Source organism: Edaphobacter sp. FHG110511_03, assembly GCF_059115365.1.
This window is the reverse complement of record NZ_JBZYWL010000001.1, coordinates 524,652-541,213: the sequence shown is the minus strand read 5'-3', so window position 1 is coordinate 541,213 and position 16,562 is coordinate 524,652. Positions and strand designations below refer to the sequence as shown.

Sequence of the window (16,562 nt, the reverse complement as noted above, 5' to 3'; positions counted from 1 at the left end):
CGGATTACGAGTACTGAAATTTCAACACTCGTAATCCGGAAGCTGGAGAGAACACGTTCGCGAACCTGGACGCGGCGCGTACAGATTTCACTCGCTCCTGAGCGCCACCATGGGTTCCACTCCGGCTGCGCGGTACGCTGGAATCAGCGATGCCAGCAGCGCTGCTATGGCGAGCAGAAGGACAGCCGTGCTGACCATGAGCGGGTCCCATGGCTTCACCCCGAATAGCTGATCCGTCATGAGCTTGCCTGCTCCAACCGCTGCCGGAACACCGAGCGCCAACCCGATCCCTACCTGCGAGAATGCGTTGCCGAGGACCATTCGCAGAACATGGCCGCGGTCCGCACCCAGTGCCATTCGCACGCCGATCTCTCCAGTCCGCTGTTCGACCATATAGGCCATCACGCCATACAGGCCTACTGCCGCCAACGTAAGTCCGAGCGCGCCGAAGAGCATGGTCAGGGTTGCGATCATGTTCTCCTGCCGGAAGTCTGCACTGACGACTTGTTTATAGGAGTCGACACTGTAGAGCACAAGGTCCGGATCGACACTCACCAGCGCCTTCCGCACGCGTTCTTCCATGCCGGGAGGATTTCCCGGAGCCCAGATCACGATGTTGTAGAGATAGTGCGACCAGATCTCACCGCTCTTCATCGCCGGATCGTCGTAATCCACGGTCTGCGTCTCCGGCACCCAGAACATCGGCTGCACGGGATCCTTGTAGTCGTAGGTCATGTAGCGCATGTCCTTGACGACGCCGACGATCTCGTAGGTTCCTGCGTACTTGATCTTGTCCGGTCCGAAGTGCTCGCCGATGGGGTTCTGGTTTTTGAAGAATCGTTTGGCGAAGGCTTCGTTGACCACGGCCACCTTGCGCGTCGTTGCGGTGTCCTCTTCCGTGATGGGGCGGCCAAGAGCCATCTGCGCGCCGAGTGTTTCAAAGAATCCGGGCATCCCGCGCGCCCATCCCGCGCCTGTGTGTTCCTTGGCCCCTGGCTCAGGCCTGCCTTGAATGCGAACGCCTTCGTTCCAACTGTCGCCGGTCATCGGGGCGTAAAGCGCGGGAGCCACCATGCGCACGCCTGGAATCTGCATCAGGCGTTCGTCGATCTTTCGGAACAACGGTTCCATCTGCTCCGGCTTGTAGTTGCCCAGCATCGGGTTGATCGAGGCGATGTACCGGCCCTCTGTCTCGAAGCCGAAGCTCTGATGCTCCAGGTTCCGCAGGCTCCGCGCCATCAGGGCCGCGGTTGCGAGCAGGACCACGGACATCGCTGCCTGGCCGATGATCAGCGACTTCTGCGTCCACGAGCGCCTCGAGCCTACAGCACGGTTTGCTCCACGCAGAGCATCCACCGGATCTGCATGCGAGGTCATCCATGCAGGCGCAATCCCGAAGAGGATCCCGGTGAACACAGAGATCCCGAGCGTAAACAGCAACGCCAGCATCGAGGGAGTCGCATGGATGGGCACATAGTTGGTGGAACTGGCGTTATGGAAGGCCAGATACAGGATCAACCGAGTGCCGCCATAGGCCACTGCGATGCCCGAGATCCCACCAATCACCGCCAAGGTAACCGCTTCGACCAAAGCCTTACGCACCAGCCGCCGCCGCGAGGCACCCAGAGCCATGCGGATAGAGATCTGCGCTCGATCCTTTAATCCGCGCGCCAGCATCAGGTTCGCAAGGTTGCAACAGGCAACCAGCAGGACGCATCCTGCCGCAATCAACAGTAGCTTTAATCCATCTTTGTATTGGTCCCTCATCTCTGCTACACCCGCTCCGCCTGGGATAAGGTGCAGCGTCTGTTGCTGCCAGAGCTGTTTCTCTCCCGGATCCATATCGGGCACGTGGCTTGCCAGCCAATCGTGAAACTCGACCTTCAGCTTCGCTTCGAGAGACTTCGGATCAACTCCTGGCTTGACCCTGCCGATCAGGTCGAGAAAACTGCCGCTTGGCCGCTTCAACCGCGAAGTTGCGCCGTCGATCAGCAATTCGGTTGTCAGGGGAAGCCAGAAGTCCGGCATGCCTCCACCCGCCAGCTTCGCTCCATAAAAACCGGGCGGAGCAACGCCGATCACCGTGAAGGAATGACCATTGATCTGATAGTTAGCGCCTACCACGGAGGGATCGGAACCGTACTTCTCCTGCCAGACGCGATAGGTCATGACTGCCACTGGCGGTGCAGCCTCCTGATCGTCCGCATCCGTCATCAGCCTGCCGGTCCACGGCTGCACGCCCAGAGTCCTGAAGAAATTTCCAGAGACATACTGCCCATTCCGTGTCTCCGCCTGTCCTTGGGAGCCTGCTCGACGGACGCCGAGCGGCGCATTTCCGGCTTGTAACGCTGCGAGGTCGCTGAACTCCGGGGTGTGCTCGCGAAAGTGCTTGTACGCCTCCCAGGAGAAGATCGAAAAGTCACCATCGTCGCTCTGGGTATATCCGCCCCAGTTGCAGCAGCGAATCTTGTCTCCGATTCTCCAAAGTTCGTCCGGCTTCGCAACGGGCAGCGATTTCAGCATGACCTGATGCACGAGGGTGAAGATCGCTGTCGTCGCCCCGATTCCCAGGGCCAGGGTGATCACCGCTGTTGCAGCAAACACGGGGGCTTTCCTTAGCTGCCGCAGTGCATCACGCAGGTCAGTCAGCATTCATTCCTCCACACGGACTTGGAATCGCAACGGGCGTTCTTTGCTCTATACGAGAGGAGTTGCGTCCCGGTTCCTTCGAAAGGAATCAAGTCTTTTTGCCGTTGGGACTGAGCTTTTGAAAAGCACTCTGGCATGCAGGGAACCGAAGCCGGTTCCCTTCGATAACTATCGAAAAATACGCCTGTTACTGCCCAAAACCGTTCGAACAGCCGGCTCAATGCCCTCGCTCGTCGAAGAGGCGCAGCTGTCTTGTCGTAAAGCTCCCTATGTATGATGGACGACATTAGCCGGGCGGGAATTTTCCTGGGCCGGCACTCAATGTCCAGCCGCAGCTGGTACTTGATTTTCGATCTTATCCTCCTGCGAACCTACTCTTCGCACGATGGAAGGATTGATTCTTGAGTGTTCATCTCGTAAATCCCAGCGACAACTCTTTTGGGACTGCAGTCATTACGCCGCGTTGGCTGTTCGTCCTCGCTGCCGCCACACCCTCCATCGCTGGCGACCCCATTCTCGTCGACGAATCCCTCGAGCAGATCATTCCCGAATCCATCCAGGCCGGCGATATCGTCGGCATCAGCGTGCACACTGGGAACGCCCTTCGCGGCTACGAAGTCGGCCGCATCGCTCGCGAGCGCGGCGCCTGGGTCGTCTACGGCGGCATCCACGCCACGCTCTTCCCTGAAGAGGCCTTTGAACGCGGTCAGGCTCACGCCGTAGTTACAGGCGACGGCGACATCGCCTGGGGCAAAGCCGTCGCCGATTGTCTTGCCGGAACTCCGGCAAAGATCTACGACGGCGGACGCATCGGTGGCACCGAGTTCCTCGCCGCCCGCTGGGACCTCATGCCTCGCGACAAGTACATGTGGGCCTCTGTCCAGACCATTCGCGGCTGCCCGAAACACTGCTCCTTCTGCAGCGTCTGGCGCACCGATGGGCAGAAGCCGCGCCAGCGCGCCTTCCAGTCCGTCATCGACGAGATCGTCAACCTCCGACGCATCGGCTTCCGCTTCATCGCTCTTGCCGACGACAACTTCTATCCCGTCACCCTCACCGATCTACGCCTCGCGCGCGAGCAGAACAACGTTGCCAAACTCGAAGAGCTGACCGCCATCCGTGCCGAACGCTTTCTCCTCATGGCAGAGCTCGCGAAGCTGCCCCAGGACATGGTCTTCTTCACGCAGATCACCATGGAGGCCGGTGAAGACGGTGAGTATCTCGACGCCATGCGCAAGGCCAACATCAAAGGCGCACTGGTAGGCGTCGAAGCGGTGACCCCCGAAGGCCTCAAGGCCGTTTTTAAAGACTTCAACTACTCTGGCGAGGCCCTTGCCCGTCAGCTTCAGACCTTCAGAAAACATGGCGTGCACGTGCTGGGTTCCTTTATCTTTGGCCTGCCGACAGACGAGCCCGCCACCTTCGAGGCCACGGTCAACATGGCCCTCAAGGCTGGCGTCACCTTTGCTCAGTTCGTAATGATGACTCCGTTTCCCGGCACAGTGGACTTTGGCCGATGGGAGAAGGAACAGGCTCAAGACCCGCAGATGGTCGGCGACATTCCCATCACGCGATACTGGCTCATCCCCACCGCGATTCGGCCCAAGATGTTTACGCCGCATCCCTCCATGAGTTCCGGTGAGATCAGCGAGCGCACCCAGAAGGTCTGGGACCGGTTCTATGACTGGCCGTCGATCTGGCAGCGCTCCGCTTGCACCCCAACCCTTAAGGCTCGCGTAGCATTCATGTTCCTCTCCAAGCTCTATCGCCAGATGTACGCCGGAACAGGAATCTCCACCGACAGCGCCCGCCGGAAAAAATCAAAGGCCTGGGCTCGCTGGACGGCGAAGCAGTGCCGCAAGCTCTTTCAGGCGAAACCGATGCCGCAGCTTCAGTCACCTGCCTGGGAACTGGCCTTCTCACCCGGCTCCACGCGTTCTCCGGCCTTTCTCGGACCTCGAATCGAACCCTCCCCGCTCGTCGTAATTTCCAGGCAATAAGCTCTGGGGAGGTGTGGGCCTGTTCGTCGAGTCGAGATCTGAGTGGCTGCTTTTAACGCCCCTCGCGCAGCCGTAGCGCCAGTTTTTCTGGCAGTTGCGCCATCAGGATGCGTCCCTGCGCGGTCGTGAGGTCATAGGGGACACGGTGAAAGGTGATCTCGCCTGCTTCGGTGTCGTAGATCGCGAAGGCGGCGCGCCAGTCGTTGTCGCGGGGCTGGCCTACGGAGCCGGGATTGATGAGATGGCGCGTGCCCTCGGTCAGCGTGAGCGTCCAGCTGTCGGCATCGTTGCGGGTGCTGTAGCTGGGCCGTAACTCGTGCCACTCCTCATTGTGCTGGCAGAACCCGCCCTGCAGATGAGTGTGGCCGATGAAGCTGATTTCGGTGCCGCTCTGCTGCAGAGGTCCCCAGGCGTCGCGCATGGTCAGGATGTACTGATCTTCGTTGAGCGGTGAGCCGTGCGCGAGGACGATTCCAGGAAGTCCCTCAGGATGAACCGGGCCCTTGGGAACCGAAGCAAGCCACTCGCGGTTGGAGGCCGTCATCTCCTGCTGCGTCCAGACGGCGGCAGCACGTGCGACGGGATTAAACCCCAGCGCAGACGCCAGGCCGCAACATACCCGGTCGTGATTTCCCCGCACATTCAACTGCGCCAATGGGCGGAGGGTCTCGATGACTTCATTCGGGCTGGCGCCATAGCCGACGACATCGCCAAGATTCCACAGCGCGTCATAGGGGCCGGCAGCGTCAAGAACTGCGTTCAGGGCTTCGAGGTTCGCGTGGATGTCCGAGAGAATCAGGGCTCGCATGAGGTCCGGTATGGCCTGGCGGGCCTCGAAACAGTGTACCTGCCATCTCTATTTCAGGCGAGAGTTGCAAGAGGCTGAGTCCGGTCTGTCCGCATGGTGGGCGCTGAGGCTAACAGGCGACGCGTGTATGGGTGCTGCGGCGAGTGAAAGAGTTGAGCCGTCGGGGCTTGCTCAACAATATGCCCATGCTGCATCACCGCCACCCGATCCGCGACCTGGCTGACGACGGCGAGATCGTGCGAGATAAAGAGCATGGACAGGTTGTGGGAGCGCCGAAGCCGATTGAGCAGCGCCAGGATCTGGGCCTGCACGGTGACGTCGAGCGCGGTCGTGGGCTCGTCGGCGATCAGCAGGCGCGGCCGGTTGACGATGGCCATGGCGATCAGGATGCGCTGCCGCTGCCCTCCCGAAAACTGGTGGGGGTAGTCGTGCAGGCGCCGCTCCGGCTCGGGCAGTGCCACCTCATGCATCGATTCGAGCACCCTCTCCCGAACCTTGCGACGGGACAGGCTTGGATGATGGGCCTGGACCGCCTCGGCAATCTGCTGCCCGATCGGCATCACCGGGTTGAGCGCGGTCATCGGCTCCTGGAAGATCATGGCGATGCTTCTTCCGCGATGGCGGCGCATGGCCGGTTCAGGCAGGGCGAGCAGGTCGGAACCATCAAAACCGAGATAGCCGGTTACCCCAGCCGAGGGCGGAAGCAGCCGCAAAATTGCCAGCGAGGTCGCGGATTTTCCCGAACCGGACTCCCCCACCAGCCCCAGGGTTTCGCCCTCGTTGATCTGGAAGGAGATGCCATCGACGGCAGGCGGTCCGCCAAAGGAGATCGAAAGACCTTCGACTGCGAGTAGAGGGTGGTTGGAAACAATAGACATTCCTCGCAATAGTAGCGAAGCGAAGGGTGCGGAGGAAGCGTAGAGGCTGTAGGAGGGTCTGGTGCGTCTAAACTCGTGACGCGTATGAAAAAGGGGATTTTATCTTTCGTGACGGGGCTCAGTCTGGGGTTAACCCAGATCGGCGCCGCCTGGGGCCAGACCCACAAGGTCGAGGCAAAGCCAGAAACTGTGGTTCGGGCCATAGGTGTCTACGAGTGGACGGGCGATCTGGCCAAGCCGGCCGGAAGCCGGTTTATGCCGGTGACCGTCTTCATCGATGGCGACCTGGAGGATGCCGGACTCTACAAGCCACAGCCGGTGCCGTTCGCTCTTCTCTCCGGCAATGTGTATGAGCTGGAGGACGCCGGGCAGGCTAAGGGAACGCTGGTGCTGGAGTCGGCCCTGCATGCGAAGCTTCCCGACGGCGCGCCGGGGCCGGCCTTTGATGAAGGCTGGATGGCCTATGGATCGTTCAAGCCGCTGGAGGCTCCGAGGCCAAAGAAGAGCGCGACGCTGAAGCCTTCGAAGAATCTGCCCGTGATCCAGGTATCCGGAGGCGATTCAAGCAAGCCGCATCTCGGCGACAAGACCGGTGATGCCGCTGGCAAGGGCGCGGACCCAGCGCAGCCGAAGCAGGGCTCCGGGTCGCCGCAAAGCTCGCAGGGCTCAAAGCCTGCTTCCGACGCCAAGGATGATCCCGCGCCAACGACACCCGACCCCGACCGGCCGACGATGCACCGCAGGAGCACGGACGACGATACGGCCTCGAGTGGAGCCGGTAATGATAGCGGGAAGACCACCTCGTCGAACGACGACGCTGAGCGCCCCACATTGAAGCGCCGCTCGCCGGAAGAGGCAAAACAGGAGAAGAAAAAAGGCGAAATCGCGACCGTAACCGGCGGAGGTTCATTGAACGACGATCCCGACCGGCCGAGGCTGCATCACGGCAGCAATGAGGGCAAAGGGGACAACGAGCCTCCGAAGCTGATGGGGGTCCCGAAAGACATGCACCAGATGGTCGCGGTCTCCGATGCGAAGAACCGCGATCCCCATGTATTTGCACGGCCGTGGGAAGACCCCAACGAGCGCGCCGGTGTTTTGGCCAAGCTGCAGGGATTCGCGCGGACGAAGCTGGCCGAGTACGGCGTGGTACCCGGAGTGACTCCGCCCACAGCAATCGCAGGGGCAACGCCTGCAGCGTCCGGGGCTTCGGCTGGTGCTGCTGCGAGCACGGCGCCGGACAGCGGACCGCCGACCCTGAAGCGCGGCATTCCGTCCAAGGCGTCGGTAACGACGGAGACGACTCCTGCCGCCTCCGGTGCTTCGACTGGCACCTCTGCGAGCACGTCGTCGGACACCGGACCGCCGACTCTGAAGCGCGGCATCCCGCCCAAGGCATCGGTAACGACGGAGACGACGCCTTCAGCGGCAAAGGCCTCTTCTGCCAAAAAGCCGGGAGCAGCAAAGACAGTGGCGAAGAGCAGACACGGTGGTGTGGCTGCTTCCGCGCAGATCACCCTGGCCGATGAAGACCTGACGGGCTATACGTTGAGCTATGGTGGCGCGGCGACCTATGTGTATCAGGCTCACACGGTCGAGACTGGCTCCGTGATGCGCTACGTCACCGTCGTGGCCCAAGACAATGGCATGGGTGAGTTGAAGGTAGCCCTGGTCAGCGCAACCGATGCGGCCCATCTCGACCGCACGCCATGGATGCGGCTGATTGGCCCGGTCGATGTGGAGGCGAGCAACCGCGCGAGTCTTCTGTTCGAGCTGCGAGGACAAAGCGCGAGACAGTTTGGGTTGTACCGCGTGATTGCCGCAAAGCCGGAGCAGATCTTTCTGACCGGAAGCGGTCTGTAGCTTTTACACGGGCGTCCATCCGACCGCGCTATCGTAGGAGTGCGCCGTGAACGATGGTGCAGAGGATGGAATGGCGAAGATTGCCCTGTTTGGAGCGGCCGGCGCGATCGGACGCAGCCTCACCGATGCTTTGAAGCAGCGCGGCGAAGGCTACCGTGTGGTGGGGCGCGACCGTGCGCGACTGGAAGAGGCGTTTGGCGACGACCCGAAGGCCGAGATCGTTACCTGGAACCCGGATGAACCGGAGTCTGTGCGCGCCGCGGCTCGAGGAGTGGATACGCTGATCTACCTGGTGGGCGTGCCGTATGACCACTTCGAGCTGCACCCGACGACGATGCGGAAGACACTCGATGGCGCTATCGCCGAAGGAGTACGGCGCATCCTGCTGATCGGAACCGTGTATCCCTATGGAACACCGATAACGCTAAAGGTAACGGAGGAGCATCCGCGCAATCCTGTGACGTTCAAAGGAAAGATGCGGAAGCAGCAGGAAGATCTCCTGCTGGAGGCGGATGCTGCTGGAAAGATCGAAGGCGTTATTCTTCGGCTGCCGGATTTCTACGGGCCCGGAGTGGAGGCAAGCTTTCTCGATGGAGTCTTCAAGGCCGCGGTGAAGGGTGGCACCGCGGACATGGTTGGACCCATCGATACACCCCATGAGTTTGTCTTTGTGCCCGATGTGGGACCGGTGGCGCTCGATCTGGCGGCAAAACCGGAGGCCCGTGGGCGTTGGTGGAACCTGGCCGGAGCCGGCGTAACCTCCCAGCGGGAGATGGCGAAGATCGCATTCGCGGCGACAGGCAAAGGGATGAAGGTTCGTGTGGCGGGCAAGACGATGCTGCGCGTGATCGGGCTCTTCAATCCGTTCATGCGTGAGCTGGTAGAGATGCACTACCTGCAGACGACGCCGGTGCTGATGGACGACTCTGCGTTAGTGAAGTTGCTGGGAGATGTGAGGAAGACTCCCTACGCGGAGGGCGGGAAGGAATGCATCCGCTATCTACAGCGATAGAGACCAAGCGCTAACACCTCGCGGGCCTCACGTATCCGAAGTGGCGTACACGAAAGAGCTGAGAAGAGAGCGCACTTAAAAAGAGAGGCCGACCCTAAAAGGATCGGCCTTCGTTCGTGAATGCATTTGGCTTACAGCTGGCCGAACTTACCAGCCTTGAGATCTGCAACTGCCTGCATGATCTCTTCGCGAGTGTTCATCACGAAGGGACCGTAGCTGGCGACGGGCTCGTGGATCGGCTCTCCGCTCAGCAACAACAGGTGCGAATCGGCTGCAGCTTCAAAGGTGACGGTGTCGCCCTCACGGCCCAGTGTCGCAATGCGGGCCTCCCCGGTGAGCTTTGCGGTTCCGTTGACGGTAGCGTCTCCCTTGCGGAGCACGACGGCCGTGTTGTGGCCTTCGGGAACCGGAAGCTCGACATGCTCGCCTGCCTTCAACTCGAGATCCCACACGTTCAGTGGAGTGAAGGTCTTCGCCGCTCCCTTGCTGCCGTTGAGCGAGCCCGCGATGATGCGGGCGTGGCCGCCGGTTTCGAACTCGACCGTCGGGATCTGCTCCTTGCTGATGGCCTGGTAGCCGGGCTTCGACATCTTGTGCGCGGCGGGCAGATTCACCCAGAGCTGGATCATCTCGAAGGTTCCACCGTTTTTGGTGAACTCGGACTCGTGCATCTCCTCATGCAGGACGCCGGAGGCAGCGGTCATCCACTGGACGTCCCCGGGATAAATAACTCCGGAGTTTCCAGCAGAGTCGCGATGGCCGACCGAGCCCTGGTAGGCGATGGTGACGGTCTCGAAGCCGCGGTGCGGGTGCTCGCCGACGCCGCGAGGCTCGGGAGCAGGCTTGAAGTACTGCGGGCCTGCATAATCGAGCATCAGAAACGGACTGACCTCAAGCTGAATCCCGTTCGAGGGGAAGAGATTCCGTACGGGAAAGCCATCGCCTACCCAGTGGCTGGATCCCGGACCATAGGTTCCGAGGACCTTCTTCTGTGTTGTGGTTGTGGTTGACATTGGTGATTACTCCTTTCGGCGCAGGTCAGCGCCTGTCTGCTGTGGTGTCGCGTGAAATGTTGTTTCGGCGGTACGGCCCAGCCTGCGCAGAAGCGGCAGGAGGTTCGCGCGGTCTTCCTTGCTGAAGCCTGCCAGGGCAGACTCCAGCTCGTCGCGATGCTGGGCAAAAGCGCACTCGATCAGCTTGCGGCCCTCCGGCGTCAGGCGGATGATGCGAGCGCGACGGTCGTTTGCATCGTCGTGGCGCGCGACCAGCCCCCGGGCTTCGAGGCGGTCCACCGCCGTAGTCATGGAGCCGCTGGTCAGCAGAACCTTCTCCCGAAGCTGCGTTACGGTCAGGGAGCCCTTGTGCAGCAGGGCTTCGAGGACACCGAAGTCGGTCGTTCCCATCTCGAATTGAGCGACGCTGCGCATGGAATGGGCTTCCACGGCTCGGGATGCCTTCCAGAGCAGAAGCCAGAGATGAATTCCGCTGAGGTCAGGATCGTTTTGAGTTGAGTTCTTCATAGCTTGATATAAAGATGCTTGATATCAAGATAAAGATTCAGGGCTGCCGTTTTCCAGGATAGAAGGCGTGATTTTCCCAGGATTGGGTGCAAAGGCGGGAAATGCAGGAGTAACTCCCTTTCCGTCGGGACGGCAAAGGAATTCAAAGACCGCTAAGGAATAGAGTTTCCGAAGACCCGGTGGGTTTTCGGAGCAGGTGAGAGTCTACTGGGTCGTGAAATGAGCTTCGACCTGGTCGTGGGGACCGATGGGGCCCGCTGTTGCCAGGATGGGAAAGACGAGCCGCAGGATGGGCTGAACGATCTCAGACGCTGGAGGATGCTTCGGCGTATAAGACCATTGCTTCACCGCGCCGTAGATAGCCCAGGCAGCGGTGGTCGCGATCATCTCTGGCGTAAGCAGCTCGGGAACGTTCTTGTTCTGGAGGCCGGAAAAGAGCACGCGGCGGATGGCCGCGACGATACCGGCTTCCATAAGAGGCTCGAAGGCGTTATTGCGATTGCAATCCCCACAGGCATGGGTGGAGGTGAGGTAATCGCAGGTGGCCAGAATGATCGCACTGGCCGCGGACGGGCACGTGCCGTCGAACATGACCTTGCGTTCGGCGAGCAGCTTGTGAAAGCCGCCGGCGACCATCGCGTCCAAAAGAGCGAACTTATCGTTGTAGTGATCGTAGAAGGTCGCCCGATTGACATCGGCGAGGTCGGTGATGTCCTGGACGGAGATCTCTTCGAAGCTTTTCTGCTGCATCAGGTCACGCAAGGCTCCCTGAAGGGCCTGTCGGGTCCTTCGGATGCGGGGGTCGCGAACTTCGCAGTCTGATATCGGCATAGTTTCTACCTGATTAGAGGCTATCAGAGAGAAAAAGAATCGCCTTCACGACACATGTCGTCTACTATTCCATATGACGACTTATGTCGGTTAAACACCTATTGTCGTCAACAGGAGATTCGAAGCTATGCCAACGCTCTTACATATCGATTCAAGCCCCCTGGAAAGCTCGATCAGCCGCGAGCTAACTCGTGAATTTACTAAGACCTGGAAGGAGAAGAACCCGGGTGGAGATGTGATTGACCGCAATCTCTCAGCCTCTCCTCCAAAGCCGATTGACCAGACATGGGTGGGTGCGTCCTTCACTCCGGAAGGTGGCCGCACGCCGCAACAGACGGCCGTGCTTGCGGACTCCGACACTTTGATTGCAGAACTCGAGCGGGCGGATGAGATCGTGATCGGTGTTGCGATGCACAACTTCAGCATTCCTTCCGTTCTGAAGCTGTGGATCGATCAGGTCGTTCGCAGCGGCAAGACCTTCTCGTATGGAGCGAATGGAGCTGAGGGCCTGCTGAAGGGAAAGAAGGCAACGGTCGCGGTTGCGAGCGGGGGAGTCTACGAGGCGGGAACGCCTGCCGCTTCGATGAATTTTATTGAACCGTATCTTCGCGCGATCCTGGGCTTCGTCGGGATCACCGACATCAAGGTCGTTACGGCAGCCGGCGCGGCCCAGATCATGATGGGTGCGATCGATCGCGAGGCGTTTCTGAAACCGACCCTGGAGCAGGTCCGGGCGTTAACGGCGTAACAGCTGATCAGGAGAACGACGATGAAGATTGCCTTTACGATTGCCCGCGTCCTGCTTGGACTTTTATTCACGGTCTTCGGCTTGAACGGGTTCCTGCACTTTATTCCAATGCAATCGCCCACGGGACTTGCCGGACAGTACATGGGAGCATTGTTCCTGTCGCACTATCTGGTGGTGGTTTTCCTCCTTCAGCTGATCGGCGGCGTACTCCTGCTGGCCAATCGCTACGTTCCTTTTGGCTTGTTGCTGCTGGGACCGGTGCTGGTGAACATCCTTCTGTTTCACTCGACGATGGCGCCCGCTGGGCTGCCGATGGCGCTGGTGGCAACGGCGCTTTGGCTGGTGATCTTCTCCGGAGTGCGCAAAGCGTTTGCAGGTGTGTTTGCTCAGAAAGTCGCAGCTTAGTTCCGCACAGCAATATTCCACGCCCGCATCCGGATCTCCGGTGCGGGCGTTTCCTTTTTAAGCAAACGCAGAAAGATGGTCTGCGAAAAGCGGTCACGCGTAAGGCACGGTGTTGCTGAATTAAAGGATTTCGATGTTTACGCCTGGGGTATGATCGCTTCCAGCGAAAGGGGCTGTACTTCGCTACTTCTAAAACATTGATACCGCGAGGCCGCCCATATGGGGTTGTTGTCGCAAGAAGCTTTCCATTTTCCGAGAGTCAAGCCTTGCCATCTTTGGTCTTGGCTTTTGCTGGGATTGCTGATGACGCCGGCGACGCGGGCGCAGCAGAAGTCGGCGACGGACAGCCCGTCTCCGATCACGATTACCCGCAAGCCCGGCCACGAGGATGGCCAGGCTCAGATGATGGAGAACGGGAAGGTCCGCAAGATTACCCAGCATGCAATGGCTGCGTGGCGGGTGCGGGGTGATGCAGGTGCCCTGATCGTGGTGCTGCAGCCCGCGAAGGGCAAGGTAGCGAAACAATATCTTCTGCGTTACTACGACCTGGATAGCGGACGCCGGCGTGTTCTGGGAGCCGTGCCCATGAGCTCGGGCTCCGTGGTAGAGACGAAGGCCAGCGATGATCGCTGGGCGTTCGCGTTGAGCGGTGTCGATCCTGTCGCTGGAGCCCCGGCCGTGATCGTAGGCGATGAACAGGCTATTCCAGGAGTGCTGCAGAATGCGAGCTCGCCTGAGTTTCATGACGACACGACATTAGAGTATGCGCAGAATGGTGAGTCGAAGACGGCGAAGCTTGGGGTGCTGCTGGGAAGGGATCTGCGCGCGATCTACGCTCCGCCCCAGACTGCCCAGGCCGCCCCGAAGTACCTGCAGGTCTTCCGGGACGGCACAGCGATGGTGGAGTTGAACAACAGCTCTATCCACAAGGCTCGCTGGCGTACGAATGGGGAAACGCTCGACCTCTCAGGGCCGACCGCTTCTTACTCGGTCCCGATTGGCGATCTGACGCCGGTCAAAGGTGTGCCCGCAGGAGCGCGGTTTTCCGTGAGGCTGACCCAGGAGCTCTCGTCCCTCAAAACTCATGAGGGCGATACGGTGAAGGTAGTCTCGATTACGCCGATCGTCGTGAATGGCGAGATCCTGATTCCTTCAGGAACAAACTTCGAAGGCACGGTGATCCAGGGCAACAATGTGGGGTGGGGATTCAAGCACGAGACGGCTTCCCTGACCATTGACTGGAAAAAGGCGACACTCGCTGATGGACGCGCGCTGGAGATCGATGCACGAGTCTTCGAGGTAGAGAACGCGCAGGAGAAGGTGACCGACAAGGGCAAGATCCAGGGGATTCGCTCCACCGGAACGATCGGGAATTCGGTGCAGAATGGCGTCCTGTCCTTTGCCGGAATCGATCCCATCGCATACATCTTCGCTAGTGCCTCGGGTTCAGCCGTGCTGGGGTTCGCGGAACCGGAGATTTTGTACCCCTCCGGTACGGAGCTGATTCTGGAGAATGTAAGGCCGCTGATTACATCGACCGTCTATCCTCCGTCGGTGTTGCCGGCGGCAAATGACGCCGCGGAGCGTGAGAAGCTGCAGGCCTTCGTGAAGGGACTTCCCTTCCGAACGCGGACGAAGGGTTCCAACAAAGTCTCCGATCTGACGAACCTGGTCTTTGTCGGTCCACCGGCAGCCTTGCAACGGGCCTTTGCAGCAGCGGGGTGGCTGCCAACGGATGACCTGAATGCAGGATCGACCTTCCGCACGGTGAAGACGCTGACCGGAAATCAGACCTATACGCAGGCGCCGATGTCGATTCTTTTGCTGGACGAGCGGCCCCCACTCTTTTCCTTGAGCAAAACCACCAACACATTCATGTCTCGTCATCACCTCCGGGTTTTTCCCACGGATGAGCGTTACGACGGACAGACGGTGCTGAGCTCGTCTTCCACCCAGGACATCGGAATCGCGTTCTCGAAGAAGCAGAAGACGTTCATCCACGTGATCGACCAACACATCGACAATGAACGGTCGAAGGTGGTGAACGACCTGATCTTTACCGGATGCGTCGATAATCTGGACATGGTGGGGCGCCCCTGGGTTCCTCACGATGCGTACAACTCCACGGGAGACCGGCTGCTGACGGATGGAGAGGCAGCGGTGCTGCATATCAACAATTGCGAGCATCCGCGCTCTACTCCGGAGATGCTGGCGTTGCCGCCGAAGCGGGTTGAGCGAGCGACGAGGGACACTTCGCTAACGATTCGCGGCAACCTCTATCGCGGCAACCTGATCTATCAGGGCATCGCCGGAGGGCTGAAGGCTCGCGATTATTTCCGCAGCTCGAGCGAGCTGCCGCCGGATTCGGGATCGTGGCGTAAGACGGATGCCTCGGGCGCGGATTACGAGGGCTACGGCAGTAATCCTGAGTTGCATCGCAGGCGGCCGGGTGAGCCGATTGCAGTTCCGGATGCGGCCGACCAGGCCGCCATCGAGAAGGCGAAGGAGAGCCACAAGTGGGATCCGCCGCGTTACGAGTTTGCCTTGCAGGGCGGCTACATGCACATGCGGGAAGACTATCTTTCTGCGGTAGGTCTCCTAGATATATCTTCCGACCCAAACAAGGACGCCTATTTTGTCTTCCTTGCGGATGACGTGGGTGACGGTTGGGCTGCGGGAGGCTCCGTGACCGTCAACAGTTGGAAGCACTTTTCCAATGAGTTCTCTTACTTTCGTCAACAGGTGAAGTATCAACTTGCCTCGGCCAACGTTACCATTCCACCGAATACGGATGTCATCATCACGGATAAAGATCTCGACGTGGAACCGGTTGGCCTGGTAACCCGGCAGTTTGAATACAATCTGCTGATTCACCCCACCAGGCCAACGTCGCGCTGGCGGCCATATGCTGCTGTGGGTCCGGTGTTTCAGCTCATCGCGCTGAACGGAGCGCCGCTGAAGAAACCTGCAGGCCCATTCAATCTCGGCCTGAAGAACATTGGCCTGATCCAGGCGGCGTTCGACTTCGGCAGTACACCGCCCCTGGACGGCGGCGGCATCTTTCAGTTCGGGTTTCAATATGGGGCAGGCGTGAAGTACAGACTTACTCCGCGGGTAATGCTGCGCGCCGACTTTCGAGAGACATGGAGTAAGAATCCTGACATCATCGCGACCAGCTACGAAGATTTCGATTCCAACGTTCTCGATGACACCTATACGACGGAGACTATTCGACAGGGACCGGTGAAGAGGTTCCTGCAGGACCGATACACGATGGGAGTGGCGTTCACGTTTTAAGGGTGAGCTGCAGGTTGCCGGTTACGATGTTCTTTACTCTTCCGACAACCTGTAACGAACAACCTTACTCAGTCGGCTATGCCTGGATTGGGTGGGTCGATGCCGAGCGCGGTCGCCAGCGATACGAGGTGATCCTGCTCCTGCATGAGGATCTCGCGGATGGACTCGCTGAGGGCGAACTCGTTGAGCTCGTCGCATTGCTTTACGCGTCGGCGATACTGCGCGATAGTCTCTTTTTCGTTTTCGAGATCGAAGCGAAGCATATCCTCGGCCTTCTCGGAGGTCTTAACCGGCTTCGGCTTTGCCGAGGGCATGCCGCCCAGGTAATCGATATGGTTGGCGATGGCGAGCGCATGAGTCAGCTCCTCATTCGCGTGGATGGCGAGTTCGGCGGCGATGTTCATGTAGGCCGCACCTTTCAGTACGGCCGAGTAGTTCACGTAGGCGATGACGGCCTGAAATTCGCGTTCGAGGTCTTCATTGAGCAGCTCGATCAGTTTTCCGCGAGTGATGGAAGTGCTTGGGGCTGCGATCTCTGGCATCTCTCCTCT

General features: G+C 59.8%; 13 protein-coding genes. 6 read left to right on the top strand and 7 right to left on the bottom strand.

Annotation, left to right across the window (positions count from 1 at the left end):
* Positions 1 to 87 precede the first annotated feature (87 nt).
* Complete coding sequence (locus tag AC5S26_RS02085) at positions 88 to 2,652, bottom strand: ABC transporter permease (RefSeq protein WP_494183191.1); 2,565 nt, start codon at positions 2,650 to 2,652, stop codon at positions 88 to 90.
* A gap of 398 nt (positions 2,653 to 3,050) precedes the next feature.
* On the opposite strand from AC5S26_RS02085, the gene AC5S26_RS02080 reads away from it, so the two are divergent.
* Positions 3,051 to 4,649: a B12-binding domain-containing radical SAM protein gene (locus tag AC5S26_RS02080; protein ID WP_494183190.1), complete on the top strand. Its 1,599-nt coding sequence runs from the start codon at positions 3,051 to 3,053 to the stop codon at positions 4,647 to 4,649.
* A 52-nt stretch (positions 4,650 to 4,701) separates the two neighbouring features.
* Here the strand turns inward: AC5S26_RS02080 and AC5S26_RS02075 are convergent, their stop codons facing one another.
* Both AC5S26_RS02075 and AC5S26_RS02070 read right to left on the bottom strand, forming a co-directional pair.
* The gene (locus AC5S26_RS02075; RefSeq protein ID WP_494183189.1) at positions 4,702 to 5,457 is read right to left on the bottom strand and encodes a metallophosphoesterase family protein; all 756 of its coding nucleotides are present in this window, start codon (positions 5,455 to 5,457) and stop codon (positions 4,702 to 4,704) included.
* A gap of 53 nt (positions 5,458 to 5,510) precedes the next feature.
* The gene (locus AC5S26_RS02070; protein ID WP_494183188.1) at positions 5,511 to 6,335 is read right to left on the bottom strand and encodes an ATP-binding cassette domain-containing protein; all 825 of its coding nucleotides are present in this window, start codon (positions 6,333 to 6,335) and stop codon (positions 5,511 to 5,513) included.
* A gap of 108 nt (positions 6,336 to 6,443) precedes the next feature.
* Here AC5S26_RS02070 and AC5S26_RS02065 point away from each other — a divergent pair, with 108 nt between their 5' ends.
* Together AC5S26_RS02065 and AC5S26_RS02060 are read left to right on the top strand one after the other, a co-directional pair.
* Positions 6,444 to 8,198, top strand: coding sequence for a hypothetical protein (locus tag AC5S26_RS02065; RefSeq protein ID WP_494183187.1), 1,755 nt, complete (start codon positions 6,444 to 6,446; stop codon positions 8,196 to 8,198).
* Between the two features lie 46 nt (positions 8,199 to 8,244).
* Entirely contained in the window at positions 8,245 to 9,210 is a 966-nt protein-coding gene (locus tag AC5S26_RS02060) for an NAD-dependent epimerase/dehydratase family protein (RefSeq protein ID WP_494183186.1), read from the top strand.
* 131 nt (positions 9,211 to 9,341) lie between these two features.
* Here the strand turns inward: AC5S26_RS02060 and AC5S26_RS02055 are convergent, their stop codons facing one another.
* From AC5S26_RS02055 to AC5S26_RS02045, 3 genes are all read right to left on the bottom strand, one after another.
* Positions 9,342 to 10,223 carry a pirin family protein gene (locus AC5S26_RS02055; RefSeq protein ID WP_494183185.1) on the bottom strand — a complete coding sequence of 294 codons (882 nt, stop codon included), beginning with the start codon at positions 10,221 to 10,223 and terminating at the stop codon, positions 9,342 to 9,344.
* Between the two features lie 6 nt (positions 10,224 to 10,229).
* Positions 10,230 to 10,730, bottom strand: a complete 501-nt coding sequence (locus AC5S26_RS02050; RefSeq protein ID WP_494183184.1) for a MarR family winged helix-turn-helix transcriptional regulator — start codon at positions 10,728 to 10,730, stop codon at positions 10,230 to 10,232.
* Positions 10,731 to 10,934: 204 nt separating this feature from the next.
* Positions 10,935 to 11,561: a TetR/AcrR family transcriptional regulator gene (locus AC5S26_RS02045; RefSeq protein WP_494183183.1), complete on the bottom strand. Its 627-nt coding sequence runs from the start codon at positions 11,559 to 11,561 to the stop codon at positions 10,935 to 10,937.
* A gap of 127 nt (positions 11,562 to 11,688) precedes the next feature.
* Here AC5S26_RS02045 and AC5S26_RS02040 point away from each other — a divergent pair, with 127 nt between their 5' ends.
* The 3 genes from AC5S26_RS02040 (at position 11,689) to AC5S26_RS02030 (ending at position 16,011) form a co-directional block, all read left to right on the top strand.
* Positions 11,689 to 12,309, top strand: a complete 621-nt coding sequence (locus AC5S26_RS02040; RefSeq protein WP_494183182.1) for an FMN-dependent NADH-azoreductase — start codon at positions 11,689 to 11,691, stop codon at positions 12,307 to 12,309.
* A 21-nt stretch (positions 12,310 to 12,330) separates the two neighbouring features.
* Complete coding sequence (locus AC5S26_RS02035) at positions 12,331 to 12,714, top strand: hypothetical protein (RefSeq protein WP_494183181.1); 384 nt, start codon at positions 12,331 to 12,333, stop codon at positions 12,712 to 12,714.
* A gap of 303 nt (positions 12,715 to 13,017) precedes the next feature.
* Positions 13,018 to 16,011 carry an LssY C-terminal domain-containing protein gene (locus AC5S26_RS02030; RefSeq protein WP_494183180.1) on the top strand — a complete coding sequence of 998 codons (2,994 nt, stop codon included), beginning with the start codon at positions 13,018 to 13,020 and terminating at the stop codon, positions 16,009 to 16,011.
* A 68-nt stretch (positions 16,012 to 16,079) separates the two neighbouring features.
* Here AC5S26_RS02030 and AC5S26_RS02025 read toward each other — a convergent pair whose 3' ends face one another.
* Positions 16,080 to 16,553 carry a ferritin-like domain-containing protein gene (locus tag AC5S26_RS02025; protein WP_494183179.1) on the bottom strand — a complete coding sequence of 158 codons (474 nt, stop codon included), beginning with the start codon at positions 16,551 to 16,553 and terminating at the stop codon, positions 16,080 to 16,082.
* Positions 16,554 to 16,562: the final 9 nt, after the last annotated feature.

Excerpts from the sequence above, each read along its gene's own strand:
- AC5S26_RS02045 (WP_494183183.1), bottom strand. The coding sequence starts at position 11,561 with ATGCCGATATCAGACTGCGAAGTTCGCGACCCCCGCATCCGAAGGACC.
- AC5S26_RS02070 (WP_494183188.1), bottom strand. The coding sequence starts at position 6,335 with ATGTCTATTGTTTCCAACCACCCTCTACTCGCAGTCGAAGGTCTTTCG.
- AC5S26_RS02075 (WP_494183189.1), bottom strand. The coding sequence starts at position 5,457 with ATGCGAGCCCTGATTCTCTCGGACATCCACGCGAACCTCGAAGCCCTG.
- AC5S26_RS02025 (WP_494183179.1), bottom strand. The coding sequence starts at position 16,553 with ATGCCAGAGATCGCAGCCCCAAGCACTTCCATCACTCGCGGAAAACTG.
- AC5S26_RS02050 (WP_494183184.1), bottom strand. The coding sequence starts at position 10,730 with ATGAAGAACTCAACTCAAAACGATCCTGACCTCAGCGGAATTCATCTC.
- AC5S26_RS02035 (WP_494183181.1), top strand. The coding sequence starts at position 12,331 with ATGAAGATTGCCTTTACGATTGCCCGCGTCCTGCTTGGACTTTTATTC.
- AC5S26_RS02085 (WP_494183191.1), bottom strand. The coding sequence starts at position 2,652 with ATGCTGACTGACCTGCGTGATGCACTGCGGCAGCTAAGGAAAGCCCCC.
- AC5S26_RS02030 (WP_494183180.1), top strand. The coding sequence starts at position 13,018 with ATGACGCCGGCGACGCGGGCGCAGCAGAAGTCGGCGACGGACAGCCCG.
- AC5S26_RS02055 (WP_494183185.1), bottom strand. The coding sequence starts at position 10,223 with ATGTCAACCACAACCACAACACAGAAGAAGGTCCTCGGAACCTATGGT.
- AC5S26_RS02040 (WP_494183182.1), top strand. The coding sequence starts at position 11,689 with ATGCCAACGCTCTTACATATCGATTCAAGCCCCCTGGAAAGCTCGATC.